General features: G+C 37.9%; 27 protein-coding genes. 10 read left to right on the forward strand and 17 right to left on the reverse strand.

Annotation, left to right across the window (positions count from 1 at the left end; all coding sequences use genetic code 11):
- The first annotated feature begins 3 nt into the window (after window positions 1-3).
- From LDM98_RS09715 to LDM98_RS09725, 3 genes are all read left to right on the forward strand, one after another.
- Entirely contained in the window at window positions 4-885 is an 882-nt protein-coding gene (locus tag LDM98_RS09715; protein ID WP_223892362.1) for an ADP-polyphosphate phosphotransferase, read from the forward strand.
- Between the two features lie 824 nt (window positions 886-1,709).
- The gene (locus LDM98_RS09720; RefSeq protein ID WP_223892363.1) at window positions 1,710-2,363 is read left to right on the forward strand and encodes a response regulator transcription factor; all 654 of its coding nucleotides are present in this window, start codon (window positions 1,710-1,712) and stop codon (window positions 2,361-2,363) included.
- Between the two features lie 169 nt (window positions 2,364-2,532).
- Window positions 2,533-3,504, forward strand: a complete 972-nt coding sequence (locus LDM98_RS09725) for a HAMP domain-containing sensor histidine kinase (RefSeq protein ID WP_223899224.1) — start codon at window positions 2,533-2,535, stop codon at window positions 3,502-3,504.
- 102 nt (window positions 3,505-3,606) lie between these two features.
- Here the strand turns inward: LDM98_RS09725 and LDM98_RS09730 are convergent, their stop codons facing one another.
- The 8 genes from LDM98_RS09730 to LDM98_RS09765 form a co-directional block, all read right to left on the reverse strand.
- Window positions 3,607-3,957, reverse strand: a complete 351-nt coding sequence (locus tag LDM98_RS09730; protein ID WP_223892365.1) for a DUF3147 family protein — start codon at window positions 3,955-3,957, stop codon at window positions 3,607-3,609.
- 4 nt (window positions 3,958-3,961) lie between these two features.
- Window positions 3,962-7,012 carry an efflux RND transporter permease subunit gene (locus LDM98_RS09735; RefSeq protein ID WP_223892366.1) on the reverse strand — a complete coding sequence of 1,017 codons (3,051 nt, stop codon included), beginning with the start codon at window positions 7,010-7,012 and terminating at the stop codon, window positions 3,962-3,964.
- A 6-nt stretch (window positions 7,013-7,018) separates the two neighbouring features.
- Entirely contained in the window at window positions 7,019-8,158 is a 1,140-nt protein-coding gene (locus LDM98_RS09740) for an efflux RND transporter periplasmic adaptor subunit (RefSeq protein ID WP_223892367.1), read from the reverse strand.
- A complete protein-coding gene (locus LDM98_RS09745) occupies window positions 8,151-9,326 on the reverse strand; it encodes a TolC family protein (protein WP_223892368.1) in 1,176 nt (391 codons plus the stop codon). The genes LDM98_RS09740 and LDM98_RS09745 overlap by 8 nt, the downstream gene beginning before the upstream one ends.
- A 63-nt stretch (window positions 9,327-9,389) precedes the next feature.
- Window positions 9,390-9,704, reverse strand: coding sequence for a hypothetical protein (locus tag LDM98_RS09750; protein WP_223892369.1), 315 nt, complete (start codon window positions 9,702-9,704; stop codon window positions 9,390-9,392).
- Between the two features lie 157 nt (window positions 9,705-9,861).
- Complete coding sequence (locus tag LDM98_RS09755; protein ID WP_223899225.1) at window positions 9,862-10,401, reverse strand: c-type cytochrome; 540 nt, start codon at window positions 10,399-10,401, stop codon at window positions 9,862-9,864.
- Between the two features lie 65 nt (window positions 10,402-10,466).
- Entirely contained in the window at window positions 10,467-10,856 is a 390-nt protein-coding gene (locus tag LDM98_RS09760) for a DUF302 domain-containing protein (RefSeq protein ID WP_223892370.1), read from the reverse strand.
- Window positions 10,857-10,932: 76 nt separating this feature from the next.
- Window positions 10,933-12,060, reverse strand: coding sequence for an SO_0444 family Cu/Zn efflux transporter (locus LDM98_RS09765; RefSeq protein ID WP_223892514.1), 1,128 nt, complete (start codon window positions 12,058-12,060; stop codon window positions 10,933-10,935).
- Between the two features lie 108 nt (window positions 12,061-12,168).
- Here LDM98_RS09765 and LDM98_RS09770 point away from each other — a divergent pair, with 108 nt between their 5' ends.
- The 3 genes from LDM98_RS09770 (at window position 12,169) to LDM98_RS09780 (ending at window position 14,703) form a co-directional block, all read left to right on the forward strand.
- A complete protein-coding gene (locus LDM98_RS09770) occupies window positions 12,169-12,477 on the forward strand; it encodes a helix-turn-helix transcriptional regulator (protein WP_223892371.1) in 309 nt (102 codons plus the stop codon).
- 404 nt (window positions 12,478-12,881) lie between these two features.
- Window positions 12,882-13,352 carry a hypothetical protein gene (locus LDM98_RS09775; protein ID WP_223892372.1) on the forward strand — a complete coding sequence of 157 codons (471 nt, stop codon included), beginning with the start codon at window positions 12,882-12,884 and terminating at the stop codon, window positions 13,350-13,352.
- Between the two features lie 22 nt (window positions 13,353-13,374).
- A complete protein-coding gene (locus tag LDM98_RS09780) occupies window positions 13,375-14,703 on the forward strand; it encodes an APC family permease (RefSeq protein WP_223892373.1) in 1,329 nt (442 codons plus the stop codon).
- Here LDM98_RS09780 and LDM98_RS09785 read toward each other — a convergent pair.
- From LDM98_RS09785 to LDM98_RS09795, 3 genes are all read right to left on the reverse strand, one after another.
- A complete protein-coding gene (locus LDM98_RS09785) occupies window positions 14,700-15,437 on the reverse strand; it encodes a YHS domain-containing protein (RefSeq protein WP_223892374.1) in 738 nt (245 codons plus the stop codon). The genes LDM98_RS09780 and LDM98_RS09785 overlap by 4 nt on opposite strands.
- A 3-nt stretch (window positions 15,438-15,440) precedes the next feature.
- On the reverse strand, window positions 15,441-16,061 hold the full coding sequence (locus LDM98_RS09790) for a hypothetical protein (protein ID WP_223899226.1): 621 nt from the start codon (window positions 16,059-16,061) through the stop codon (window positions 15,441-15,443).
- Window positions 16,062-16,175: 114 nt separating this feature from the next.
- Window positions 16,176-16,616, reverse strand: a complete 441-nt coding sequence (locus LDM98_RS09795; RefSeq protein ID WP_223892376.1) for a hypothetical protein — start codon at window positions 16,614-16,616, stop codon at window positions 16,176-16,178.
- A 133-nt stretch (window positions 16,617-16,749) separates the two neighbouring features.
- Here LDM98_RS09795 and LDM98_RS09800 point away from each other — a divergent pair, with 133 nt between their 5' ends.
- Both LDM98_RS09800 and LDM98_RS09805 read left to right on the forward strand, forming a co-directional pair.
- The gene (locus LDM98_RS09800; RefSeq protein ID WP_223899227.1) at window positions 16,750-17,880 is read left to right on the forward strand and encodes a porin; all 1,131 of its coding nucleotides are present in this window, start codon (window positions 16,750-16,752) and stop codon (window positions 17,878-17,880) included.
- 9 nt (window positions 17,881-17,889) lie between these two features.
- The gene (locus LDM98_RS09805) at window positions 17,890-18,174 is read left to right on the forward strand and encodes a hypothetical protein (RefSeq protein WP_223899228.1); all 285 of its coding nucleotides are present in this window, start codon (window positions 17,890-17,892) and stop codon (window positions 18,172-18,174) included.
- Window positions 18,175-18,364: 190 nt separating this feature from the next.
- On the opposite strand, the gene LDM98_RS09810 is transcribed toward LDM98_RS09805, so the two are convergent.
- Window positions 18,365-18,985: a hypothetical protein gene (locus tag LDM98_RS09810; protein WP_223892379.1), complete on the reverse strand. Its 621-nt coding sequence runs from the start codon at window positions 18,983-18,985 to the stop codon at window positions 18,365-18,367.
- Window positions 18,986-19,498: 513 nt separating this feature from the next.
- On the opposite strand from LDM98_RS09810, the gene LDM98_RS09815 reads away from it, so the two are divergent.
- Complete coding sequence (locus LDM98_RS09815; protein WP_223892380.1) at window positions 19,499-19,894, forward strand: hypothetical protein; 396 nt, start codon at window positions 19,499-19,501, stop codon at window positions 19,892-19,894.
- Window positions 19,895-19,938: 44 nt separating this feature from the next.
- Here LDM98_RS09815 and LDM98_RS09820 read toward each other — a convergent pair whose 3' ends face one another.
- Window positions 19,939-20,202, reverse strand: a complete 264-nt coding sequence (locus tag LDM98_RS09820) for a helix-turn-helix domain-containing protein (RefSeq protein ID WP_223892381.1) — start codon at window positions 20,200-20,202, stop codon at window positions 19,939-19,941.
- An 86-nt stretch (window positions 20,203-20,288) separates the two neighbouring features.
- Between LDM98_RS09820 and LDM98_RS09825 the strand changes: the two genes are divergently transcribed.
- Window positions 20,289-21,431 (forward strand): hypothetical protein, encoded by a 1,143-nt coding sequence (locus LDM98_RS09825; RefSeq protein WP_223899229.1) that lies wholly within the window; start codon window positions 20,289-20,291, stop codon window positions 21,429-21,431.
- 102 nt (window positions 21,432-21,533) lie between these two features.
- Here the strand turns inward: LDM98_RS09825 and LDM98_RS09830 are convergent, their stop codons facing one another.
- Genes LDM98_RS09830 through LDM98_RS09845 form a run of 4 tightly spaced genes read right to left on the reverse strand, consistent with a single transcriptional unit; the run spans window position 21,534 to window position 26,717 of the window.
- Window positions 21,534-21,956, reverse strand: a complete 423-nt coding sequence (locus tag LDM98_RS09830) for a hypothetical protein (RefSeq protein ID WP_223899230.1) — start codon at window positions 21,954-21,956, stop codon at window positions 21,534-21,536.
- Window positions 21,953-24,079 (reverse strand): hypothetical protein, encoded by a 2,127-nt coding sequence (locus LDM98_RS09835; protein WP_223899231.1) that lies wholly within the window; start codon window positions 24,077-24,079, stop codon window positions 21,953-21,955. The genes LDM98_RS09830 and LDM98_RS09835 overlap by 4 nt, the downstream gene beginning before the upstream one ends.
- A complete protein-coding gene (locus tag LDM98_RS09840) occupies window positions 24,076-25,605 on the reverse strand; it encodes a site-specific integrase (RefSeq protein ID WP_223899232.1) in 1,530 nt (509 codons plus the stop codon). Before LDM98_RS09840 ends, LDM98_RS09835 begins: the two co-directional genes overlap by 4 nt.
- Entirely contained in the window at window positions 25,602-26,717 is a 1,116-nt protein-coding gene (locus LDM98_RS09845) for a site-specific integrase (protein WP_223899233.1), read from the reverse strand. Before LDM98_RS09845 ends, LDM98_RS09840 begins: the two co-directional genes overlap by 4 nt.
- Window positions 26,718-26,855 lie beyond the last annotated feature (138 nt).

Consider the following 26,855-nt stretch of genomic DNA (forward strand, 5'->3'; position numbering starts at 1 on the left):
AAGATGAAAATCAAATCAAAAGATTTCCAAGTAAAAGAAGGCAAAAGGGTCAATCTTAAGAAGTGGCCGACAATCGTAAAGCCTGCGTACAAGTCGAAGAAGAAGTACAAAAAACACCTCAAAGAACAGGTAGAAGAGTTAAGTGAACTGCAACATCTTCATTACGCATCCGACCACTGTGCGTTGTTGCTGATTTTTCAGGCAATGGACGCAGCCGGTAAGGACGGTGCCATACGGCACGTTATGTCTGGCGTCAATCCTCAAGGGTGCCAGGTCTTCAGCTTTAAACATCCGAGTGCCACAGAATTGGAGCACGATTTTTTGTGGCGAACCACTCGTAATCTACCCGAACGTGGCCATATCGGCATCTTTAATCGATCCTATTATGAGGAAGTATTGATCGTTCGTGTGCATCCAGAGATTTTACGCAGCCAAGGGTTTCCGGATGGGATGTTCGACGAGGAAACGATCTGGCAGAATCGATACCGATCCATCGTGGATTTTGAGAACCATCTCTACCGTAACGGCACGCGGATTATCAAGTTTTTTCTTCATCTTTCAGAGGAAGAACAGCGAAAGCGTTTTATCGATCGTATCGACGAGCCTGAAAAAAACTGGAAATTCAATTTAGCCGACATTGAAGAGCGGAAATTCTGGCAACAGTATATGCAGGCCTATGAGTCGTGCCTTAGCGCAACGAGTACAAAAAATTCGCCCTGGTATGTGGTGCCCGCTGACGACAAAAAAAATGCCCGTCTCATTATCTCGAGAATTATTCTTGATACGTTCAAGTCCCTCCAAATGCACTACCCCGAAACTGATGCAAAAAGATTGAAGGAGTTGTTGTCGATACGCCAACGGCTGATGCAGAAAGATCAAAGTTGATACTGGGTGCGATACATTCGGTCACCCTTCACGTTGATGAAAGCTGCAATACGAATTGCAAAGCATTATAGTCTTAATGTACCTAAAATAACCAACTTATTTGATGAGGAAGTTTTTACCCGGCTTAAAAAGCTTATTAAACTGCTTGAAGATTGCTTAGTTACTATAATAAGAAACCATGATCTAAGCGTTCGTTTTCTTCATAAAGTCAGTTTTTGTATAGTTGTGATTATTAGAGAATATAAGAGTAATTTTAGGCAACGCACTCTTGAAACTTTGCTCAGGAGTACATCAGGAGATTCAATCAAATTCAGAGTTAGTTAGTTTGTTCAATTATAGTATTATTCTTTACTTAAAAAGAACTAATTACTACCACACTTACCTTGGGATTTCATGTTTCCCATATCTTTTGTGTGCCCATTTACACTAGTGAGAAGTTTGTTGGCATGTTCCAATCTAGAGTACCTGATTCACATACACAAATGCTGAACCCAAACCTACTACGAGAATACTCGCTAAAATTAACTTTTTCATAATGTATCCTTTGTAATAAATTTTTAAGGTGAGCAATCACCCTAATTACAAGTGAATTATAATAGGATAATATGCATATAATGTTCAGATAATTTGCACACTATATGCACACTTTGAGATTATGATGTATCATCATGCAAAGGAGACATAATAAATCCCTCAGCATAAGATGTTGTTTGCGGCAATGAGCTTTTCGTCTGTTTCTTGTTGCAGTAAACTCTTTACGACGTAGAAATTTAAAATTATAAGGACAATAGCGTACAATACAATACAAGACGAGGAAGCAAAAAATGAAAATACTACTTATGGAAGATGACCCTGTATTGGGAGACATCTTGGCAGATTATCTGCAAGAATTTTACACAACACATAGGGTGTTTGATTCAAAAGAGGCACAAGAAATGATAGATCAAGCACACTATGATCTTTTCATCTTTGATATTAACGTTCCTGGAATAAGTGGAGTAGAATTACTTGAAGAATTACGTAGCTTCAATGATACAACACCTGCCATCATTATCACTGCATATGGTGACACCAAGCATCTAAAAGCTAGTTTTGATGCAGGTGCACATGATTATATACGTAAGCCTTTTGAGCTGGAAGAATTAAAGTTACGGATAGAAAAAAGTAGAGTATTGTTTCATATAGAGCAAGACACTCCTGTAAAATTAAGCGAATCATTGACCTATTACCCTTCAAGGAAAATGGTTAGCGACGGAAGTAAAGAACAAGGATTACGCCCCAAAGAGATGGAGATACTGGAGTATCTTATTGCTCACCCGAAAAGACTCATCAGTCAAGATGAATTGGTACAGAATATTTGGGAATTTGACCAATTGCCAAGTGATGCCACCTTGCGTTCCTATATTAGAAAACTACGAGAAATTATAGGCAGTGAAAAAATAGTTACACAAAGAGGGATGGGATATCGCTATGAATGACTTGGAAAAACGCTCATTCCACTCTTTTTTGGGACTCTATATCGTATCCTCTTTTTTGTTTATCTCTTTTATTGGGTACTGGTATTATGCGGCACAAAAAAATGCATTACAAAACGAAACGTATTATAAGTTGCAACATATAGCTGACATGAAAGCAGGTGACATTATTATGGCACATATGAAAGAGACCAAACTTAAAGAATCAATTGTACCCGATGAGATAAAATTGGCACTTATAGATACAAAAGGGAAGGTAGTAGATGGAAAGCTTATAGAGCCTTTTACATTGAATAGCCCAGGATATTTTGAGGTAAAAGGCTATAATGTTTTTGTATCTGATGCTCCTAAAGAACATTTAGGTATAGCCTATGTTGTTGCGCAGTCAAACTCTTTGTTGATGGAGTTAAAAACACTACAGAATACCGTATTAAAAGTGATCATAGGTTCTTCAATACTCATGGCTATAATTGCATGGATTCTCTCAAAACTCTTTATGAAACCCATTAGTCAAAAAGTAGAACAGATAGAACGTTTTATTAACGACGTAACCCATGAACTAAACACTCCTATAACTGCACTTACTATGGCGACAAGTCAAGCACTAAAACAGGAAAGCTACACACAAAAGACTTTAAAAAATATTTCCATCAGCACCAAACAACTTTATGATATTTATCGTTCATTAACATATTTGAATTTTTCAAGTTCAAAAGAAGAAGGTAGTGTCATAAATATTGCTGAATCCGCTCAAAAAAGTATTGTTTATTATCAGCCTTTGTGTGAAAGTAAACGTATCACCATGGATACAGAACTGGAGAAATATATTTTTACCATACCGGAGGCACAACTACAGCTTCTTTTTGGCAATCTCATAGGAAATGCTATAAAATATTCACCTAGGGGTTCAACTATAACTTTATGGCTCAAAGAAGGTGTTTTCAGCATTAAGGATGAGGGGATAGGCATAGAGCATGAAAAACAAAAAGAGATATTTAAACGATTTAAGCGTGCAACTAAGTACTCAGGTGGATTTGGTGTAGGGCTTAGCATTGTTAAAAGTATTTGCGATGAATATGGGATTAAAATTGAATTAGACTCTGTACCCAATAAGGGAACAGAATTTAGGCTTCAATTTCCTTAAGCATATATGTGATTTTATACTTCTTGAAAGCTTATAGTTTTAAAACCTTATAAAATATGTTAGATTATAAGGTTTTGATTTTAATTATGTAGAAATTTGTATTTATAATTTAATACCAAATTTATCAAGAATAAAAATGACACTATAGTAAGCAAAAATAGTCATCAAGATTGAGATACCCATACTAAGATAAAAGCTGAGACCTTTTTTTATTAAGATTGGAAAAACTATAAATAATGTTATTGATGGGGCAATTAGCCAAACAATTCTATTTGAAAAGTCTACCGCATTACTACTACTATTTGTATCTACATACATCCATGTCATAGCTAATATTGATACTAAAGGGATAGCAGCTAATAGTGCACCTACTAAACTGCTTCTTTTGGCTATTTCAGAGATTAATACAATTAAAAATGTTGTAATAATTAATTTTGTTATATAGTAAGCCAATTTGTTACTCCTTGTTAAAAAATAGAATATATAATGAAGGTAAGACCAGCAAGGTCAAGATTGTTGAAGAGATAATTCCTCCTGTGACTACCACTGAGAGCGGATACTGTATTTCCGAGCCTACACCTGTAGCAAAAAGGAGCGGGAGAATACCAAAGAGCGTGGTGAAGGCTGTCATGAGTACAGGTCTTAGCCTTAGTAAGGTAGCACTTTTTACCATATCTATCATTTTCACTTCTGGGAACTTTTTACGTAATTCATCTATGAATGACACAAGTACTATCCCGTTGAGTATTGCTATAGCAAAGATGGCAATAAACCCTACAATGGCAGAGACACTCAAATATTCGCCTGAGATGAGTAGTCCAACAATACCTCCCATAAGCCCTAATGGCACGCCCAGTAAAATTAGAAACGCTTTTTTAAGAGAGTTGAATGCCGTATAGAGCAACAATAGAATAAGTAAAATCGTGATAGGTATAATCATTGCAAGCGTTTGTGTAGCTTCTTGCATATTCTTGAAATCGCCTGCCCACTTAATGTAATAGCCATCAGGCAGGACAACTTGTTTACTTATCTTTATGCTTGCCTCTTCAACAAACGTAGCAATGTCACGATCTTCAACTTCCAGTGAAAGAACCATATATCGACTCAAGTCCTCACGCTTAATAAAGGCAGGCCCCTGTGCTACACTGATGTCACACACTTCCTCCAGGGAAACTATTTTTCCGGTACCTGAACGAAGGATCAGTTTTTTTATTGTTTCTATATCTTGTTTGGCATTTTTTAATTTTGCCACGATACCAAAGCGTTTCACTCCTTCTATCTTTTGAGTAACAGTTTCTTCCCCAATTCCATAACGAATGACTTGCATTACATCTTCCACATTGAGGCCATATCGCGAAAGTGCTAGGTAGTTTGGCTTGATATTGATCTGTGCTTGTCCTAATTGTGTTTCAACCTCGGCATGATCAAGCCCTTCTATGCCCTGCAGGACTTTAGATATTTGCGCAGCAACATCAGACATAACCTTTTGGTCTTCTCCGTAGATTTTGACTGCAAGTTCTGCGCTTACGCCCTCAAGTAGCTCTTCTATACGCATAGCAATAGGTTGAGTAGAGATAAATTGTAAATAGTTAAACTCTTCTTTGAGTTTTTTTGTCATCTCTTTGTCAAGAGCTGGAATATCTTCAAACTCTGGATCAAGGGTCAAGAGAACCTCCATGTAGTTAGCTTGTGCCGTTTCACCTTTTTCACTTCTTCCGATCATGCTTAGTACAGAGAGTACTTCTTCAGGATAGGTTTTAAGTATAAAGTTTTCGATAGCTTGTGCATTTTCTACATTTTGAGTAAGTGAGGTTCCAGGGATAGCGATAACCCTGTACATAATGGTCTCTTCATTGAGCTCCGGCATAAACTCCCGTCCTTGCTGACTGAGTAGTCCTGCTAAGACAAAGAATATAAAGAAAGTAATGGCCACCAGCTTTTTTGCATGGCGCAAAGAAAACTCCAGCATAGGTGTATAGAATGCCTTAATGGCTGCCATAAGAGGACTGTTCGAGTGCTTCCCTTGTTTGAGCATCATATATGAGAGTACCGGAACCAGTAGAAGAGCCACCGCAAGCGAGCCAAGCATCACAAAGACAATGTCCAATGCCATAGGGGTATAAAGTTTTCCTGCAAGTCCTTCAAGGCTCAACAGCGGAATAAAGACAGCTGCAATAATAAGGAGGGCAAAAAGTACTGGCTTTGCCACATCTGCAGTAGCTTCTGCGATCACTTCTGCACGTGAGGCTTTGGGGTTATCATGCAATAACCTGAAACTGTTTTCGACAACCACAATGGTTCCATCAACTATCATCCCTATAGCTATAGCTAGTCCGCTAAGGCTCATAAGGTTTGCAGATATGCCATATTCTTTCATCATTAAAAATGCTATAAGCAAAGAGATAGGTAAAGAGATGATGACGATAAATGCAGAACGTAGTTCGAACAAAAAGAGGAATAACACGATCGCAACAAGCACTGAGCCTGTTAGAAGTGCGGAAGTCATTGTGCTGACTGCCTTATGCGTTATTTCTGTTCTATCGTAAATCACTTGGAGCTTTACACCTTTGGGGAGTGCTGATTCAACCAGTAGTATTTTGTCCTTGATAAGCTCAACAACCTTGGCTGCATTGGTACCTGAACGCTGAAGCACCATTCCAAAGACCCTTTCTTTCCCATCAACACTTACTGCTCCAAAACGGGGAGCCTTTCCTTCTTGTACTGTAGCAACATCTTTTATCGTCACCACTTTTGCATCTTTTGTGCGTATGACAGTATTTCGAATATCATCCATTTTTTCATAGAGTCCTGCACCACGTATAAGGTACTGCTCTCTATTGAACTCTAGGTATTGTCCACCTACGGATTGATTACTCTTTTCTAGCGCTTCTATCACTTCATTATAGGTGACATCAACAGCTTGAAGACGCTTAGGGTCCACAAGAACTTCATATTGTTTCTCAAAGCCTCCCCAAGAGATGACCTCTTCTACACCATCCACAGATTTGAGTAAAGGAGTGACTGTATATTCATGCAGTTGACGGAGTTGGCTAGGTGTATATTTATTGGCCTTATCTTCAAGGGCATACCATAATACCTGCCCTAAGCCTGTTGTATTCGGACCCATGGTCGGAACACCCCATCCTTGAGGTATATCTACCGTATTGAGTCTTTCAGTAACGAGTTGACGCAATAGGTAAGTATCATAGCCGTCTTCAAAGAAAATAGAAACATACGAAAGTCCAAAAATTGAGTTCGAGAGTATCATCTTAACCCCAGGCAAACCTGACATGGCTGCCTCTATAGGGTAGGTGATGAGTTTCTCTATGTCTTCCGCAGAGTTACCAGCACTTTCTGTATAGATGACCACCTGCTTAGGAGTAATGTCTGGAAATGCGTCTATAGGTATATTTTGATACGCCTTATAACCAAATCCTGAGATGACTATAAACAGCGCGAGCATGAGAAGTTTATACTGTATAAGTATTTCAAAAAAACGTTTCACCATAGACTCCTAGTGACCGTCTTCGCCAAGCGAAGACTTCAACATCATAGATTTCACAAAATAAACACCTTCGCTTACATACTCTTCCTCTGCACTAATGCCTTCAATAGCCACATATTCACCAGCATACGCGATGATATTGACCACTTTTGCTATGTATGGAGCTTCTTCATCCTCGTCGTCGTGCTCATCGTGCTCATTCGCTTCTTTTTCATGGTTAAGACCTGATTTTTCCTCATGGTGATCCGCTTCTTCGTGTTTCGCCTCTACAAATACTACCCATTCCCCTTGAAAAAGTGTCAAAGCTGATTTTTTAACCATGACAGCATCATGAAAAGGTGCAAGTGATATATCCATCTCCGCGAAGGATCCAAAGAGGAGGTTTGAAGGACTTTTCTCTATTTGAAAAAGTACTTTTGCGCGTTGCGTCTCCTCATCAATGTTTGGCAATAATTGTAAAAAATATGAAGGATATGTTTTGTTTGCAACTTTTAACCATCCTTTGGTCTCTTTTGATATCTGCATCGCATCATCAACAGCCAGGTATGCAACAGCATAATAATCGCTTTGATTCACCAATGTCATCAAAGGTGTTTGTGCATCTACATTACTGTGCAGTGGAGCTAAAATTTCCCCAACAACACCATCTGCATGTGCATAAAGTATAAGCTGATCAGTTGCACTTTTAAGCTCTTCCGGTTCAATGCCTAAAGACTTCAGTTGTGAAGATAAAGTGTTTTGCTTAGAACGTATCTCTTCTAGGGCTATGATAACGCTACTTAAATCATTTTGTGAAGCAAGACCTTTTTTATAAAGCTTCATAGTGTTATTTTTCTGTGCTTCTGCAGCTTTGGATTGCTCCAATAATGCAAGATGCTCGGCAGTCATTCTAGAGAGTTCTATAGACTCTATAAGTATTGTTTTGTCGCCTTCTTTTACCTGTTGTCCAGGTGTGACAAAATAAGCTTCTAGATGCCCAGACAACCTGGAAACAATCTCTTGTTTTTGGCCAGAGAGTTGTGTGATCTGTGCATTGGTCTGGATAACTTTTCCTAAAGGTTTTAGTGAAGCATGTTCAATTTTGATTTCATTTGCCAAGCTCTGCATCGAAAAGAGTAGCGGCAGTAGTAATAATATGTATTTAGTCATTGTATTGTCCTTGTATAAAACGTAATTCTATTTTTTTATTGTTGATCATTGCTTGTGTTTGCAGTAGTGACTTTTGCGTCTGTATGAGTTTGTTTTTTGCATTCATCATCACAAAGATAGACCCTTGAGCTATCTTGTAGCCTTCCAAAAGTAATGTACTAAGTGCCTCCTGCTCTGTCTTAAGTGTTTTAAGTGAGCGATACTGCTGTGAAAGTTCTTTTATGGAATCTTTGAGCATTTGTTTTTTCAAACTAAGATCTATTTTAAGTTGTGCACTGTCAAGTTCTAGTTGTTTCATTTTTAATCTTGCCAGGGCTTTTTCTTCTTCTTTCTTGTGCTGTACGGTTAAGGGGATAGAGATACCAAGTCTTATGATAGACTGGTCAGGCTCCTGCTCTATACCTGTGTTTAACACATAGCTATTAAAGCTGCTTTCGTTCATGCGCATTTGACTTGCTAACATCTTTTCTTTTGCAGCAAGAATTTTCTCTTGAGGGCTGACTTTTGATGCGCTTTTTGCTTGAGACGAGACAGAATAGACAAACTTTTTATCCAAAGACACCTTATCACTAAAACCAGCGATAGCTAAGAGCTCATAGTGCAGTGAGTTCATCTGCTGTTTTGTTGTGTATATCTGTGTTTTTAGCGCCAAGGTATCTGTTTTTGCCTGCAGGTATGCTGCTTTGTTTTCCGAGCCATTCTTGTATCGTTCTTCTACAATGCCAGTCACTTCGCTTGAAAGTGCATACTCTTGCTTGAGTAATGAAAGCAGTTTGCTTTGATAGACATATTCTGTATAAAGTCCTTCAAGTGCTTTCATGTATCCAGCTTTCCCTTCAAGCACATAGGCTTGCTGGAGGAGATTAGAAGCATTGGCTTTATCTTGGAGCCCCCCTAAATAATTCCCAGTTCTGATAGTCTGAGATGCGCTTATCGTATAGCCATATTCAGAATCGGTAAAATCAGGGTTGTATCTTGCTGCCTCTAGGCCCAATGTTGGGTTTTGTGTTCTTAAAAGTATGTTATTTTCTTGCCTGTTTGCCTCAAGTGAGAGTTGTTGACTTTTGAGTACTTTTGAGTTTTCTTCTATATGTTTTTTAAGCTTTGCGTAGCTCATCCCAAAGAGAGAGAGCGACAAAGTTAAAAAAATCATGATGATTTTTTTCATTGTTTATTCCTGTAAAATAATATTTTTATATGTTTTGGATAGAACTATGGTGTAATGGTGAAGTTAAGCAATGGGTGGCTTGATAAAAGCTTCTTTGGATGGTGGTGAATAGAATGTACTTTTTTGTGTAGGTTGTTCACTATATGCAAAAGCATCAAAATTTATATCGGATACGTCAATAATAGCTGCAAAATGAAAGAGGTGGTGCATAGTACACAAATCATCAGAATCGGTGATAACATTTGTTTCATGCACATAATCATAAAGTGTATTATTGTGGCACTCGGTACAGTCATCTGCTATAGCAATAACAGCGGCATGAGCAATATTAAAAGATAATGAAAGTAACAGTAAAAGTTTTATCATTTTTCTTTTCAATGTGTTAGCCTTGTTGTGTTTAGATTACTATATCTTAAAAATCTTTAATTCCGTTAGAAAACCTTATAGGGTATATTCCTCCATAAGGTTTTCTTTGGTGAGCGATTGTGTCATTATACTTTTTTATTATTACGACATCGCACCGCAGGTAGTGTCTCTAGTATGAAGAGTTCTTTCCCATTCCACATTTTCCAGCAGCACACCTCATGCTGTTTTGGTCCTGCATCATTCCTTTGCCTTCCATGCCCATGCCACCTTTCCATGGCATACATTTGTTATCGTCCCATTTTTCATCGAAGTTTTTATAGAGCCACACCGCTACCGCTACGCGTTCTTCCATGCTCATTGAAGCACCTATCGGTGGCATCAGTCCAAATCTTCTGATGGCCATTGGCATACAGACTGCTTTATCTCGACTCGGGTTTTTGATATAGTCCATGACAAATGCAGTAAACGCAGCTTCGTCATTGCCTACAGCGTATTTTACTTTTGCGCTTACCATGGCCATTGGTGGTGCTTTCATGCTCCTCATCATTTCCTGCATGGTCTCCATGCGTTCAACTTTATCCATATTCATTGGAGCTTCTAGCATATGGCATTTGGCACATTTGGCATTGTAAACATTCTCGCCGGTGACGTTGGCACTCAGACTCACTGCTGCAAAAAGCAGACCTACGATAATTTTATTCATTTTCATGTTAATCCTTTTTTTTGGTTTAAAACTACTACAATGGGCAATTGCACAAAGAGTGAGTAAAGTATTTAGGCAAGAGACAGATCATGCATCAATGTCTTGATTTTCTCGAAAATTTCATTCATGTATGCCCTGAATGCATCATCGACATTGACAGACTGCAGTATATCTTCGATCCCTATGGTGGTGAGAACTGTCAAGCCGTCTTCCCTATAGATAGAGAGACGACAAGGAAGATAGACTGAGATTTCAGGGATAGTAGAGAGTGCCTGCTGTGCTCCTCCCGGGTTACAGAGTTCATAGACAACGATATCGCGTTCAATGGGAAACCCTTTGTTTTCCAGGATTTTTTTGAACTCATAGGAACCCAATACCCCAAAACCGACCTCTTTTGCCTTGGCTTCTAGTTTTGACTTGATGTCTATAATGTCACGATGTGTTTTTAGTTTGTAAATCATTTTTTTCCTTTTGTTTTTATTTTCATTGCTGTTTTGTTAAAACTTGCAAACTTTGTGTAAACCATTTCTGTATATCTTATGATGCGCAACCTCCATCTGAACAAGATGCCAAACTCCTTTTGCCAAAGTAAGGCTTGATTAGAAAATAACCTACAAATCCCCACAATACCAATGAACTAAGTATGGCTATTGCCCCGGCATCCTCCTCAATATGCACAAGTGATTTTGGATCAATAGAGTTGCTGTCAAAAACGTAGTCCAGTCCTAGTCCAAAAAGCATACTTCCTATAATAATGCTGCCAAGGTAAATATAAAGAGATCGAGCCCCGAGCATCTTTTTGACTACACTGATTGTCACTGTGTTGGTTGCAGGTCCCGCACTAAGGAATACAAAAGCGGCTCCTGCACTGACGCCAGACAACATCAATGCAGCAGCGATAGGCAGAGAAGCTGTTGCACAAATATACATCGGTACGGCAATAGCGATAGCGACAAGATAAGAGAGCCAAGCATGATCCATTAGCATTTCACTAAGGTTCTCAGGGATGGCTACCGCGATGGCTGCACCAATAATGAGACCCCAGAAGAGAGGTTTGGCAATGTCACCGAGCAGAGTGACAAAAGCATAGCGCAGTGCCGAACTGGTTGAAAATTTTTTCTTCTCTTCTGTGTCACAACAGGATGTGCCAGAACTACAGGGGACTTCTTTCTCTTTTTCGGAAAAGCCGGAGGCCATAGAAAAACCTGTTGTTGGTGCTGCATTAAAAACTGGCTTGGGTTTCTCTTGCTCATCTTTGTCAAAAATGTTGGTGAGTATTCCTGCTGCCATAGCAATGATCATTGATGTGATGACCCGATAGAGCGTAAAGATCCACCCGAAGACTCCATAGGTTGCAAGAATAGAATCCACTCCTGTAATTGGTGTTGAGATAAGAAAAGAGAGCGTTGAGCCTTTGCTTGCGCCACTCTTTTTAATGCTGGTTGCCAAAGGTATTACTCCACAAGAACAGACAGGCAAGGGCACACCAAAGATTGTCGCTTTGACAACCGATGAAATATTTTCTTTACCTAGGTGCTTTGTAACTAACGTATTGGGGACTAATTCGTGCAGTATGCCCGCAAATATAAGCCCAAATAGAATATAGGGAGCCATAGCATTGCTGAGTTCAAATAGTGCTATGAAAAAAGGGGTGACGTATTCCATCATGGCCTCCTGATAGCTATATGATTATTGCAAAAGTTATGTTATAATCATATAACAAATATGTTATATAACTGCATTGTTATATAAGTTTACTTAGAAAGAAGTTAAATGAAAACATTAGTTCAAATAGCAAAAATATTCAGTGACGCCAACCGGCTCGATATTTTCGCTCTTATTATTCGTAATGGAGACCTGTGTGTCTGCGAAATATGTGATACACTAAACCTTTCTCAACCACTAGTATCTCGTCATCTAAAGAATATGCGAGAGGCGGGGATACTCGAGAGCAAGCAGGAAGGCCGGTGGATGGTGTATTCATTGACACCCCAACCAAATACATTTTTGCTTTGCTGGATCGAAGAGGTTAGAAAACATATGGACTCCTTACCCAAACTAATTGGCTGCTCAAAACGCTAAGCATCTTATTTGTGAACAAATGAAAATGAATACATTTTGATAAAATTTACTCCCTTTACTTCATCTTATTTTTGGCTAGTAAAAAATGTGAGTCTGAAAACCTATTTGGCCACGCTGTATTGAGGCCCAAATATGGCTTATCTGTAGATGCCTGCAAAGAAGCAAAAAAAGATATTTGGAGTGTGACTTAATGCCAAATACGAATTGCTTTAGATAACATTCAAAACCTTATAGCATATATAACATTATGAGGTTTTCTTACCCCTTATATTCTATGTTAGATTATAAGGTTTTAGAATTATAGATATGATTTTTATCATAAACCAGAGAAGAATACTTTTATTGCACACTCTTTGCACATTAACATTTTATACTTTGAGATCAATTAATATAAAGGATTATCGATGAAAAATATTAACGTTACACTGATAGCACTCTTGATCATAGGATTTACAAGTTTCTCATATGGTGAAATGGGAAAATGCAGTGGTATGCAGAATTCAAATATGAAAAACAAGTCTGGAATGATGCAGAACCAAAAAGGTATGATGGGTAATCAAGGCATGATGCAAAACTCTAATTCTCAGCAACAGGTCGACAAAGTCAAAGAGTGTGTTAATGCTGCTACTACGCTTCAAGAAATTAAAAATTGTAAAATCGGAATGATGCAAACTAATCAAGGAATGATGGGTAACAAAGGTATGATGGATGGTCAAGGTATGATGTGCAACAAAAGTATGCATTGTTGTTGCTGTTGTTGTCGAGGTATGATGCAAGGTAATCAAGGAATGATGGGCAACAAAGGTATGATGGGTGGTCAAGGAATGATGGGCAAGAAAGGTATGAAACAGGGTCAAGGTATGATGAACAATTAAGTTCAATAATTAAAGAGAGAGTATGATGAAAGATCATTCCCAACACGATAGATCAACAAAATATAAAGAAGGCAGTATGACGCTTGTTGGTGCTATATCAATGGGTACAGGTGTGATGATTGGTGCCGGAATCCTGGCACTGACAGGGCAAATTGCTGAGCTTGCAGGTTCACTGTTTCCTCTTGTATTTCTTGTGGCTGCTGTAGTCACTGCATTCAGTGCTTATTCCTATGTAAAAATGTCTAATGCATATCCCTCTGCCGGAGGTATCGCGATGTTCCTGGAAAAGGCTTATGGAAAAGGAGTGATGACAGCAGTAGGTGCACTTTTAATGTACTTTTCCATGGTTATCAACGAAAGTCTTGTCGCACGTACTTTTGGTACATATACTGTTCAGCTATTCGATGTTGATCATGGTAGTTGGATCGTGCCTGCATTGGGTATAGGAGTACTACTTTTTGCCTTTTTGCTTAACATTTCGGGGAATCGCATGATTGGCCTGTTTTCTTTACTTATGGCTCTTATAAAAATTGGCGGTATCATTATATTTTCACTCGGTGGATTATGGGTTGCCGGTTTTTCATTTGAAAACACTTCTGTAAATATGGCAGATACATCTGCTACAGGCTTCATTGCCGCAATGGCCTTGGCTATCTTGGCGTATAAGGGTTTTACCACTATTACCAATAGCGGTTCAGAAATTGTGAACCCACATAAGAATGTTGGACGTGCCATTATCATTTCCATTGTGATATGCGTAGTGATTTATTTTTTAGTCGCTATAGCTGTGGCAGCAAATCTAACTTTGCCGGAAATCATCAATGCAAAAGATTATGCACTAGCACAGGCAGCACGACCTGCATTTGGTAATTATGGTTTATGGTTTACTGTAGCAATAGCAATTATAGCAACCGTATCAGGAGTGATTGCAAGTGTGTATGCAGTTTCACGTATGCTTGCTATGTTGACTGAAATGAAGCTTGTACCACATAGCCATTTTGGTATGCCCGGAGACATCCAAAAGCATACATTGGTATATACCATTGTCATTGCTATTTGTTTGACGATATTTTTTGACTTGAGTCGGATTGCATCACTGGGGGCTATTTTTTATATTATTATGGATATTGCTGTTCACTGGGGTGTTTTCAAGCATCTTCGTAAAGAGATTCATGCTAACGCATTTATTCTAATATCTGCGATCATATTTGATGTTATAGTGCTTGGTGCCTTTCTTATAGTGAAAGCATCAACAGACATAATGATAATTTATGCTGCATTGATAGGGTTTTTGTTTATATTTATAGGCGAGAGCATTTTTTTAAGAAAGTATAGAACTGAAGAAGTCTAAAGGCTTTTATTATAACTCTCACAAAAACAGGAGGGGTGCTTGTAGTGTTCTGTACTGTACATGTGGGACAATTTGTCCATCAAATCATCAGGGTCGGTACTATAGATGAGTCTTGCACCAGTATCTTTGTCAAACTGGTTTACGATTTTGGGGATTTCTTCAACAATCCCCCCGCTTCCCTTCAGAATCCCAATCAGTTTACCTTCGTCATAAGCGATGGCAAACTCCCCAAGTGTCCCGGAGCTACCTCCTGCGATGATGACCATGTCACTGGAGCGGATGTTGGTCACCTCTCGTCCCATGAGTCCGCTACCCGTATAGATGATGGCATCGTAGGTATCCGAGGGGGATTGGTATTTGTGTACATGCTCATCCAGACTGAGTGCCGGGGAGATACCAATGGATAGCCCGCCCAAACTCCGGGCACCTTTGGCGCATTCGTAAGGGAGTCCCGGGCACGCCCCTGTAATCAGTATGAAACCCCGCTTTGCAATTGCCTGACCAAGAGAAAAGACCAATTTTTCCACTTTTGGGTCCTGTTTATGGCTTGATGAACCCATGACACCCACTGTCAGACGCATATCGGGAGCTTTATTTACGTACACCGTCGGCTGCGCAAGAAACTTATCCTTGCATTTATCTGAACAGAAATAGTAAAGCCTCCCTTCGTACTCAGCTGTTGCGGTGGCTCTACGCGGATCCAGTTCCATCATGCATACGGGGTCACGAACCATAAATCACCTCTCATACCCAATTTTTCCATCATACAGAGCTTTCTCCAAAGTGACTAAAAAACCGAATGCCGGATGTTTGAATTGGCCATGACGAAGAATATCCCAATGCTCCTTTAAGTACTCCTGCAAGAACCGGACAACATGCTTCAGTAAAATGATCTTATACCCTTTTGTTTTTTTTTCGGGCATTATCGAACCGAAGGCCATCAGACGTATCCGATGCCCTGCCTGTGTAGTTGTCTCACCTGTTCGCAGCAAACTTCTTACCACCTGATCCACATCTGAAGCAGGACAACAGCCAAATCGAGTCAACATTGTTCGAAGCACGATAGGATCTTTAGCATTTTGGTTGATCTCCGCACGGCCTTCTTTTACCTCTGCAACGATCATCTCCGTATGATCGGTTGAACATGCCAGTTTCTGATCTGTCGCAAATATTGTTTCCAGGCCTCTCTTGCCCGGGATCAATCTCCCGGCTCCAGGGAAGCGCAATGCAAGAACATCAAGATCGGTAACCATCCGATAGCCCCCTTCCTCGACAGCCTCGATGACCGGATATTCGGTCACTGTAAAATATCCGTTGATGTAGAGATAGGCCTCCACTATGGCAACTGCATTATCCATTCTTCCCTCCCTCTACCCATTGATAGAGCATCAACAAGTGTCTTGCTGTTATCTTTATATTTGTTGATCTACGGTGTTGTGTGTGATCTTCCATCGGTAACCTCTCTAAATTTGCTAATCTTTTGGACGCTTAAATATAAAGTGTGCGACTGATTTAGCTTTTCCCCCCGCTCTCTGGATTTCAATACTGATAGTATAATGTGCAGCTTGATGCATAGTAAAATAATTACCATAACTTAATAATACATCATGCATTGGCTCAAGATCTTTAGTAGTTCCTTTCATGCCTAATAATGCTACAGTAGTCTTGAGCTTGGCATTAGTGATACGCTTTCCTGATTTGGTGTCAAATATCGCAATTACTATATGATAGCTATGCTCTTCATCTGTAGCCCCTCCGTGCATAATGCCATACTTCTGTGTGAGTTGCGCAGGAATAACACCAAGATAAATACTCATATCATCAATTATTTGATGGCGCTGTGCATGATCAGCCAAAACTAAATTTGTACCAAACATTAAAAATAAGAAAATAAATAATTTTTTATATAACATTATCCATCCTTTCACTAAAGTTATATCTAGTCTACTACCAAAGTGTGTATTTGGTGTGCATTACGTATATAAATTACACGTAGACTGCACATGAAATATTTATAATGAAATATGAAGCAGTAAGGAGTATTGTATGAAAAAGTTAATGGCTAGTATTGCACTAACTTCGATGATGACATCAACACTTTTAGTAGCAGAAATACAGAATGTTGATATAAAACAGTTACGTGAAGATGTAGACGCCTTGAAAGCAAGAGATAAACAAATTGAAGATCATTCAATGTCTGCTTTTCAATTGGCAGGCTACGCTTCTCTTGACTATATAAATGAAGAGAATGAAGATGGATCCTTCTCTGAGCTTAAGTTCTCCCCTTTATTACTTTACACATATGGTGATATCTTTCTGTTTGAAGCTGAAGTAGAATTTGAGATCAATGATGAAGGTGAAACTGAAACTAACCTTGAATATGCTGCAGGTACATTCTTTATCAATGATTATATGGGGTTACAAGTAGGGAAGTTTTTGTCACCTATAGGACAGTTTGTACAAAACTTACATCCTTCCTGGATCAATAAACTTCCAAGTGCACCAGTCGGCTTTGGTCATGATGGGGCAGCACCTTCTTCCAATATTGGTATTGCACTTCGGGGAGGTTTGCCGAAAATGGGAGACATACGAAGTAACTATACTATTTTTGTGGCAAATGCACCGAGCTTTGGTGTAGCAGATGATGGTGACGTGATAATTGATACCGAGGCTAAAACAGACGTTAGTGATGCAACTATGACAATTGGTGGACGTTATGCTATTAATCCTTTGGGAAATATGGAAATTGGCGTTTCTTTGGCAACTGGAGAAGTTGAAGAGGAATTACCCTCAGAAGAAACTGTTGTACGTGATTACGATGTATTTGGAACAGATATAATGTATAACATTAATGCGATCAATTTAAAAGCTGAGTATATCCAGCAAAAAATTGGTGAAAATGCTTTGAGCACATTAGAAGGTGGCACATGGAGAGCATGGTATGCTCAGGCAGCCTATCAATTTTCATCGGTGAACCTTGAACCCGTAGTTCGTTACAGTGATTATCATAATCCTGAGACCGACCGCAACCAATGGGCACTTGGATTGAACTATCTTTTTGCTAATAATCTGATCGCCAAAGTTGCATATGAGTTCAATGAAGATGAAGATGATACAGCAATTGATTCACATGCGAATAACGATCGTTTCCTTGTACAGTTTGCAATTGGTTTTTAGGAGAAAAAGATGAAAAATATATTAAAAATAACAACAATTACTACGCTATTGCTTGCGGCAATGGGAACAACTTCTGTAGCAAATGAAAATACTGGTAATACTGAAAATGGTGCACAACTTTGGGCTGATACTTGTATGCGTTGTCATAATTTACGAACCATATCGGATCGTAGTAAAAGTAATTGGTCAATTTCTATGAGCCATATGCGTGTTCGTGCTGGACTTACAGGGCAAGAGACAAAAGACATTTTGGCTTTTATTTTGGCGTCTAAAGTAGCAGAGGATACAAAGTAAATAACTCAACTCTTTAGTTTAGTGTCAGTTTCAGGTGAAAGAGTATGTCCATTTTTCACCGTTTGATAATTGTCTTGAGAATTAGGTGTTGTATACAAAAATACATTCAAGGATATTTATTTTTTAAAACGTTATTATCTAAAAGCTAGCCAAGGGAGGATTGGTCTCCTTTGGTTTGTTAGACATCTAGTTACTCTGTTTCATCTTTACTTGCCAAAGAAGAGGCAATTAGCCCTAATTTGTTGTCGATAGACTCTAGATTTCTGTTTACTTTTAAAAAAATGGTGTTGTTTCTGCCTTTTAGAGCATCCGATAAATCATGGGCTGCACTATTCTTAGTATTCATGTATTTCATGTAACGTAAATCAAGTATAGATACATCCTCACCATTTTTTTTATTCCTGAGTGGAGTTCGGTATGTATATTTAGCCCTAATGGAGAAGTTGTTATTTATTTGTGAGATAAGTCCTTTATATTGACCGGCTTGAAATCTCAATTCTTTTCCAGGTGCTAGTACAGGGATTTTTGAATTCATGAATTTTGAAGAATCAACAGGTTCAGGCGAATCAAGCCCCCAACAGTTAATTGGTATTGGATTCGAAAACTCAATGTCCCTAGCTGCACCTGAGCCATGATTACATATTACCAAATCAATTACAGTTTGAACATCAGGACTGGGTTCATAATAGATTACAATACTAGGTTTGGACTGTCTATAAATTGCGAGATAAGCAGTACCTACAGCAAGAAATGTTGCAATAGGGCTGACTATGTAAAATGCAATTTGAAAAGTTGCCGCATCATCGATCATTTTTTGCTACCTTATTCCTGAATTTGTCTAACGATCTAATCGCCGAACAATTTGTCCTGTTATTACTATATTTCCATATTAAGAGTATAGCAAAAATGTTCTATCTGTAAGGTCTTATAAAATATATGACTTTATGAGGTTTATCTTTTGCTTCACTATGGAAGCTCTTCATCTATTAATTTATTACATCCCAATCACACCAAAACTCCCCTAGGCTACAACAAATGATCTAATAGGTAGATATGTTCTTTTTTGTACTTCATAATACCTAGCTCCATGTTTCCCAGTATCTATTGTATTGAAGACTTTTTAATAACAGAAGTGCGACTCTGTCAACAATTTACCAAATTATGACAGGCTAGAATTTAGGACTTGAAATAATCTTCAATTTTTAACAAGAAATTATGACAAAAGGCAGTTGAAACCTTTTAAGATGCTCGTGTTTTGTGTAAAATAAACTATGTCTAATCAAAATTTATGATTATGACATAGTCCAAGGAAAGGAATATTGCTATGCCAGACAAAAATATATTAGAACAAATATTGAGTAATACTGAAGAGGTTAAAGAGGTAGTTGTTACGAGGGAAAATGAAAGGCAACAGCGCATTGATGTTAAAAAAGAGAAGCGAAAAGAGCAGCTCAAAGAAGCACAAAAAAACTTTAAACAAATCAAAGCAAATGTGAAGCCTGAGTTGTATGATAAGATTAAAAACAGATGTGCAGATGGGAATATATCGGGATACCTGCTAAAGCTTATTGAAAACGATTTAAGCAATACTCCATCATTATTTGAACCGTATACAGAGGATTGCAAGGAAAATCGTCAAGAGATAGAGAGCTTAAGAACCGAAATTAAAAAATTAAACAATATGAATTTTATTCAAAAGCTTCGTTGGCTATTTTTATGAAGGATGACTCGTTAAAGCATTTACTGGACTTTGATGAGTTTGATCTATTTTTCTGGTGACTCCACTAGAAGATTACAGATATCAATGTCTAAAACAAAAGCGATTTTCGCAAGGTGTTCTATATTGAAATGCTGACCTTTGTAAAAGATTTCAGCTCTAGAAACTATAGTAACAGATTTGTGTCCAATCAACTGAGACAACTGTAATTGAGATAAGCCTTTTTTTTCTCTTTCTTTTTTTACATTCAGTCCTATATCCCTATATAAACTGTCAACAAAATTCTCTGGTAGTGATTCTACATCTCGCATGTTTCACCTTGTTATAAGAAGTTATTGAAGCTTAATGTTATATAGGTTATTATTCAACTTGCTATAACACATTAAGGGTGCAGGATATGCGAATAAAAACTAAAAATAGAAGCAAAACAAGCCATTTATCTACAGAAGAAATAGAAAATCTAAAATCAGAGTATTATGCGGGAGAAAATGTTAATGGACTTGTGAAAAAATATAACATAGATATATCAGCAAACAATCTGTGCTCTACTTTTCCATTTGTATATTCCCTGAAGAAAATTTGCAAATATTGCAACTCTTTTATGTATTTGGTACCACCTCCAAAAAATGCTCAAAAAAGAGAAGAATATTTTTGCACTACATGCCAGCATACTGAAAGTATTTTTGGCTGTGAATGTATACAGTGCATGAAGCTAAAACATGAGTTAAAACAGCAATCTGAGACAACAAGACTCCTACAAAGAAAAAAGAAAAAAGATAGTATATTGAAAATACGTGAATATCCTAACTCACCATCTTTAGATATGCTATCAATAAAAGAAAAAGCCTATCTAGGAGCACTGTTGAGGGCGGGATTAGATAAGAAATATTTACTGATTGGAATGGATTATGGTATCCCCCAAGAACTTGCTCCAACACATGAGTATAGAGAATTGATTGTTGCAGAGCTATTGGAAAGAAAAATAATCAGTTCCTATATTTCAAGTAATCAAATTTCTAGTGATATTATTGGGAAAACACTTTACGATATATGTATTAGTGATGTAAATAGAAATAAAGAAGACTTAATCACGTATTTAATGTATCCTGACAAAATATCTTTAAATGAGTATGATAATGCGATTATTTTATTGAGGGAAGTTCAGCTAAATGAGACAATTGAATATATGAAACTTACACTTCAGCAATTTAAATTGCCTACGTTTGAATCTGAGCGGCGATATGAGTTATTATTTATGCAAATACTCAATAGTTATTCACTGGCACAATTGTTTAATTTTATTTACAGTGCAATAAGAAATCAAGCAGCATATAGTAAGACTAGTAAGCAAGGGTATATACCTATTTCAAACTATATATACAAAAAAATTTCAGACAGATATGAACAAGCACGGACAAACAATTGGAAGATTACTAACTTTAGACGTGCTTGGGAAGGAAAGCAGACTGAATTATCCAAGCTTGTCAGTAATAGGCTGCTTGATATAGGAGAATCTTCTTTCTATCAAGTGATTACATAGCGTTTAAGATATTAGTAAATTGAGAACAAGCATCAAAAGTATTATATCTCCTTGCTGTATGAAAGTTACAGGAAATAATATTTTTAAAACCTAATTTTTCGTTTATCTTCTGTCGACCATTGGTAACGGCTTGTCAAGCTCATCTTCTGTCACACCTTTTAAATAAGAGTTGTAAGACCATCGAGAAAATTGTGCGAGTAAGTCTTGGTTTTCTTTTTTCAGTCTTGCATTTTCTGCCTCAACTCTTTCAATTTGTTGTATCAGAACTTCAACCTCGACTGAACTAGTACTTTTATGATTTCCTCGGGCTGAAATCCTTTTTTTAGTGAGGTTGAAAGCGGACTTTATACGAGCATGTTTGGCGAGTGTCTGCCTAGTGTAGCGTTCTTTTAACCGAAAATCAATTTCATTAATTAGATCATCCCATGTTAATTTTTTTGACCAACCATCAAGAATTTCTACAATTTTCTCAATACTGTCATCATTCAAGTTTTTTGAGCGTTCCCGTTTTGCCTTATGTGTCATTTTTTGTCTCCCATATCTTCTAACAGTTTTTTCATTTCATCTAAATTGACGGTTCCAGAGTCAGTATCATCGTGTTCAATTGTATTTATTTCATTTCTTCTTAAGCAGGCTTGTTCAATCGGTGATGCCATTTGAATATTAGAAAGCTGTATTAATGAACCATCTGGTACAGTTGGATCATCCAAAATATCACAAGTACTTTTCAGAATTTCCAGAAACCTAGTGTGAGATTCTACCCATCTGTTTGCTCCAAAATAAGATTCTTTTTGCGCATTTTTAGCAGTTATCAGAAAGCCTTCAGTATCCTTCTTCATCTCTTTGATTCTTTCAGTTCTTACCTTGTCGCCTTTCATGCATAAATGTTCAATACATCCCATACAATTTCCGTGATGTTCGCACGGAGTCATGGTAAAGTCGTGTATACATACACCTACCTCTGTTACATGGGCTGTTCTCACTTTTAGTCTAGCGTATTCATCACGTGAAATAACGACCTTCTTTTTAATATCCTCAATATTGGAGAGAGGGCCTTTCATCGCATTTTCATCTCCTATTGCATCACGGACCATTTCTAACATCTCATCTGCACTAACATGGTCATATACCTGGTTTTGATGAATGTCGATCCGTCCAGACCATTTAGCAATGTCTAGCTGACTCAGCCCACCTTTTTGTGCGAGCGTATTTAAGTAGTGCCTGAATTGATGTGATGTCATCTTTATTGAGATGCCATTACTCTCTTTATAGTCAAAACGATCAAATAGTGAAGAGAGGTTCCCTCTGTTTTTTAAAGCATCAGTAACTATATCCATGCGGACAGTATTTATAGTAGGGATAAGAGTACCTTTTTTACTATGATACTCATTAGTCATTTGAAGAACAAGTGCCTCTGAAAACTTCAAACCTATTTCTTCATTCAAGTAGGGAAATCTTTCTGGCAGGAGAGTAAGTACTACTTTTTCAAGATCAGAAAAGTGAACGACGAGTTTATTTCCATTTCTTGAGTAGGGTACGGATTTCTGGTTTATCCATGATGCTGTAATCTGTTTACGACGTGTAAGATTGTTATCTGTAATATCTTTACCAAATATAATATATGAAACTTCTGTGGTGCTTAGGACAGTACCCCTTAAGTATTCGAGTTCTTCAGGGAGATACAGCTTGCCTGGATTATTCTCATACCACTTAGCAACCTCTCTGGCTTGTTTGGTAACTGTCTTAATTCTATTGATTGCTTCTTGTGCAACATGAACCATTGAAGGAATAATCCATTTGATCATAGGGGCTGCACCTTTTGAGGGAAACCATCTTAGGCCATATTGTTCAGTACCATCCTTATCTTTTTGCGTTACTTCACAATTATATGGCAATAGAAATACTTCGTTAATACGGTTTGGTGCACAGATCAATAGAGAAATTAGGGAGGTTGTCAGTTTTTCATAAGGTGTGATGGCCTTGTTGAATATTTCTGGTATTGCTTCTAAGCCAGCTTCTGAGGGCATCTTTTTGTTTCTCTTGTCATCGGCTTCTTTCCCGACTCGAGAACCACTCTCTGGACGTTTGATGGGGTTTTTCCAATCAATTTGTATTTTTGTCAAGCGCTTCATAGAGAGAAATTTTCCAATATTTTCTAATGTTCCGCCAATACGATATGCTCTCCCTTTAGAATAAGAGGTTTTTGTGATATTTGCAGCCTTGTCCAAGACATAGTTGTCAATAGCATTTGTATTTGCGGTTCCTGTGATTTGAATAAGCGCCTCTTCTATAATCCTTAAAGGCTCTAATAGGTTTCCAGGAGATTTGAAAGAATTGAGCCCAAACTTATATCTAAAATACGACTTGGCAAAACTTAAGAAGGGCTCTTGCATTGGACTGATATTTTCATGGGTCGCTTTAGTTCCACTTTTATTTGCAGAAGCAAACTTATGCGTTGTAAAAACTACAGAAATACGTTTTGTTTGAGCTTTCTGTTGGACATAAGGGGTAATATCCCACACATTTTTATCAAAGGAAAGATCTGTTCCAAAAACAGTAATATCATCTCTACACACAGCAATGAACTTATCTAGATTTTCTTGTGAACTCGATGTCTCGATTGGTTCAAATTGAATGAATTCATTCATTGTGTTGATTTCCGTCTGTTTTGTGCTTTAATTTGGTCGCATTCTACAACTACCTGTGCAACTGCAAAGATGGTTTTATCATTAATGCTGGCAATTCTGTAATCGGTTATTTTCATTAATCTTTCACGCTCCTTCAGAAGATTTATAAGAAGCTGTTCATGTGGACCATCATCCCATGCCTGAAAACTACTGCAAGTGTAACAGGCAAGAGGTGCGAACAGCCCACAAAATCCGAAACTACCACATTTTCCCATCGCTCTGCATTCACTATCGATGCTTGGATCAATAATGTCGCTTGTTGGATCATCTGCACGTGTTGCTTTTGATTTGTCAACAAACAAAATACCTGCAAATGCTTGTGCTATGGGAGCCATGTGTAATGCCATGGCTTTATCGATTCGTTTAATTATCTCAGGAGTGGATGCAGTGTATACTCCTGCATTTTGGGTATCTTTATGGTCAAGTATCTCAGCGATGATCAGTTCGCCATGCCCTTCAGATGCAGCTCTTGTACCTATTGTATACCGGAATCGAGTTGAAGTGATATGAAGCTTTTCTTCAGTTCTTTCCGATTTCAGATCTAAACCATCTATGATTTTTTGAATCGTGTCTGTTATTTCATCAGCATGTAAATGATATGCCAGTAATCCTGAACGTTTTTCTTCTTTGGCCGGGAAAAGGGGAGCCTGACTTGGATCATCTAAAATCCCGATAAAATTATTTTTAACTTGTTCGCCGTATGAAAAAAGCACTTTCCCTAATGATGGAGGAATGATACGCTCCTTAAACTCCGAGCGGAATTTCATTCTATTTTTAGCTCTTGGAATGCGGATGATGTATTCTTCTGATCTGTCTTTCCTTTTTGCTACAAGCAGATCACAGACCTTTAATTGCACAAATTGTATAGGTCGGGATCCGTAGACCATTAAGAGCCAGACAAGAAGAAAATCTGCTTGTGAGATATTTCCTTTGGCGTAAGCATTATTGATGGCTGCTTGAATGCCTTCAAGTTCTAGATCGGTAAAGGGACCATCATATGGATCCATAGTTAAGACGGCTTTACCTTTTTCCGCTCCTTTAAAAGTAGTTTCAAGCAAATAATTATAAGCATCCTTGGAGAGCCCTATGAAGCCCATTTTATACCATTTCTTTAAGAAACCAGATAAATATCCTAAATACCACTCACGTTTAGTAGTTAGAGTACTTTTGTAATTTATTAGGTCTGATGATGTTATCAATATTATTTTATCACCTGACAATTCATATAAGTATTCCAGTAGTAGTTTTATAAAGCGAAACATATTATCTGTATGACCGAGCGAATTGTTTTCTAGATACCAAACAAATGTTCGTTTGAGACCATAGATTCTGCACTTCGAAATATGTAACGTGTTAAAGTCTAATCTATATGTATTGGAGATATCGTTAAATATCCAAACATCATCGTTTGGATCAAATATCAGGTCATTTTTTGTTTTGGCTTTGGAGAGAAAGTGTCCGGTTTGATGGTGAGGTGTATTTTTCATTCTTTAGCCCAGTCAGGTAGATCTTCCTCTTGAGGAAAATTATTATCCATTTCTAATATCGACTCGTTGGCTTTACGCTGAACATGACGCTTTGTATATGTTTCCGCACTACCTGATGTTTCATCCCATCCCATTAGGTATGAACGCATCTTCTGCTCTTTCGCTTCGGATTCATTTCTTTCATCCATTAAAGCAGAAAAATTGTCATTCCATGTATGTCTGAGTATATGAGGTGTTAAGTTTGCAAATATATCAGGATAAGTCTTTTTCAATTTTGAAAAGACTTTGTTCACGGTATCCAGACTCATAGCTGCACCTGTCTTGGATGCAACAAATAAAAACTCATGTTTATTCGCTTTCGCTAGAACTGTTCGATGCTTGGTGATATAATCAAGTGTCAGTCTGACTATTTTCTTTGGCATGGCAATTTTACGTCCGTGTGTTTTTTGGGTAGGCTGATTAAGCCTAGGGTCTTCCGGGTCATCGGGGCGACGTACAATATTAAATGTCTCTGATCTGAAATCAAGATCTGATATCTTGAGACCTAGAAGTTCACTTCTTCTGATACCGAACTGATACAGCCACAAAATGAGCAACTCATTTCGGATCTTTGTGAAATTATTTGTCCATGGATTATAAGGTGAACCTCGATCAATCACTTCAAAGAGTTTGGCAATGGCTTCTTCAGATAATCCCATTGGTGCATTTTCTGATGAATTATGTGAAGTCCCCGGGATTCTTGAATTCAGAGTGGATTCAAGAAAGTCTTTTGCATCTTTAAGTAACATGAATCTCATATCTTGTTCAGGAAGTTTTGCCATATGAATATTGGCCATCCATACTAAAAAATTCCTGATCACCCTAATACGATTTCCTGTGGCATCAGAACTTATTGTAATGATTTGTTTCTTGGAAGTGGTGGAACGGAATTTTTCTAAAGAGCGAGTATTGATAGACTGCTTTGACTTCTGGGGTACAGCGATATCCGCACAAATCTCTTTGAGTGGCAGCTTGCATGTATCGCAGAGACTTTCAATCTCATGCAGATGAAGAATCATTCCTTTTTGGAGTCTTTTCTTCAGGTCTATCCCCTCAAGACTGTAATTCTTCAAAAAAATCTTTAACAGCATTAATGAGCGTAAGACCTGCTCAATTGTGTTTACGGCATCACTTTTTGATCTATGCTGTGTAATTGAAAAAACAGTGCTCCAATAATCAGGCATACCACTTTCTTTCTCAATTAACATTGG

The organism is Sulfurovum sp. TSL1, from assembly GCF_019972135.1.
In the GTDB taxonomy this organism is placed as follows: domain Bacteria; phylum Campylobacterota; class Campylobacteria; order Campylobacterales; family Sulfurovaceae; genus Sulfurovum.

What these genes read in the sequence shown, in the direction of transcription:
- LDM98_RS09715 (WP_223892362.1), top strand. Translation starts at nt 4, where the DNA reads ATGAAAATCAAATCAAAAGATTTCCAAGTAAAAGAAGGCAAAAGGGTC.
- LDM98_RS09720 (WP_223892363.1), top strand. Translation starts at nt 1,710, where the DNA reads ATGAAAATACTACTTATGGAAGATGACCCTGTATTGGGAGACATCTTG.
- LDM98_RS09725 (WP_223899224.1), top strand. Translation starts at nt 2,533, where the DNA reads ATGGCACATATGAAAGAGACCAAACTTAAAGAATCAATTGTACCCGAT.
- LDM98_RS09735 (WP_223892366.1), bottom strand. Translation starts at nt 7,012, where the DNA reads ATGGTGAAACGTTTTTTTGAAATACTTATACAGTATAAACTTCTCATG.
- LDM98_RS09740 (WP_223892367.1), bottom strand. Translation starts at nt 8,158, where the DNA reads ATGACTAAATACATATTATTACTACTGCCGCTACTCTTTTCGATGCAG.
- LDM98_RS09745 (WP_223892368.1), bottom strand. Translation starts at nt 9,326, where the DNA reads ATGAAAAAAATCATCATGATTTTTTTAACTTTGTCGCTCTCTCTCTTT.
- LDM98_RS09755 (WP_223899225.1), bottom strand. Translation starts at nt 10,401, where the DNA reads ATGAAAATGAATAAAATTATCGTAGGTCTGCTTTTTGCAGCAGTGAGT.
- LDM98_RS09760 (WP_223892370.1), bottom strand. Translation starts at nt 10,856, where the DNA reads ATGATTTACAAACTAAAAACACATCGTGACATTATAGACATCAAGTCA.
- LDM98_RS09765 (WP_223892514.1), bottom strand. Translation starts at nt 12,060, where the DNA reads ATGGAATACGTCACCCCTTTTTTCATAGCACTATTTGAACTCAGCAAT.
- LDM98_RS09770 (WP_223892371.1), top strand. Translation starts at nt 12,169, where the DNA reads ATGAAAACATTAGTTCAAATAGCAAAAATATTCAGTGACGCCAACCGG.
- LDM98_RS09775 (WP_223892372.1), top strand. Translation starts at nt 12,882, where the DNA reads ATGAAAAATATTAACGTTACACTGATAGCACTCTTGATCATAGGATTT.
- LDM98_RS09780 (WP_223892373.1), top strand. Translation starts at nt 13,375, where the DNA reads ATGATGAAAGATCATTCCCAACACGATAGATCAACAAAATATAAAGAA.
- LDM98_RS09785 (WP_223892374.1), bottom strand. Translation starts at nt 15,437, where the DNA reads ATGGTTCGTGACCCCGTATGCATGATGGAACTGGATCCGCGTAGAGCC.
- LDM98_RS09790 (WP_223899226.1), bottom strand. Translation starts at nt 16,061, where the DNA reads ATGGATAATGCAGTTGCCATAGTGGAGGCCTATCTCTACATCAACGGA.
- LDM98_RS09795 (WP_223892376.1), bottom strand. Translation starts at nt 16,616, where the DNA reads ATGTTATATAAAAAATTATTTATTTTCTTATTTTTAATGTTTGGTACA.
- LDM98_RS09800 (WP_223899227.1), top strand. Translation starts at nt 16,750, where the DNA reads ATGAAAAAGTTAATGGCTAGTATTGCACTAACTTCGATGATGACATCA.
- LDM98_RS09805 (WP_223899228.1), top strand. Translation starts at nt 17,890, where the DNA reads ATGAAAAATATATTAAAAATAACAACAATTACTACGCTATTGCTTGCG.
- LDM98_RS09810 (WP_223892379.1), bottom strand. Translation starts at nt 18,985, where the DNA reads ATGATCGATGATGCGGCAACTTTTCAAATTGCATTTTACATAGTCAGC.
- LDM98_RS09815 (WP_223892380.1), top strand. Translation starts at nt 19,499, where the DNA reads ATGCCAGACAAAAATATATTAGAACAAATATTGAGTAATACTGAAGAG.
- LDM98_RS09820 (WP_223892381.1), bottom strand. Translation starts at nt 20,202, where the DNA reads ATGCGAGATGTAGAATCACTACCAGAGAATTTTGTTGACAGTTTATAT.
- LDM98_RS09825 (WP_223899229.1), top strand. Translation starts at nt 20,289, where the DNA reads ATGCGAATAAAAACTAAAAATAGAAGCAAAACAAGCCATTTATCTACA.
- LDM98_RS09830 (WP_223899230.1), bottom strand. Translation starts at nt 21,956, where the DNA reads ATGACACATAAGGCAAAACGGGAACGCTCAAAAAACTTGAATGATGAC.
- LDM98_RS09835 (WP_223899231.1), bottom strand. Translation starts at nt 24,079, where the DNA reads ATGAATGAATTCATTCAATTTGAACCAATCGAGACATCGAGTTCACAA.
- LDM98_RS09840 (WP_223899232.1), bottom strand. Translation starts at nt 25,605, where the DNA reads ATGAAAAATACACCTCACCATCAAACCGGACACTTTCTCTCCAAAGCC.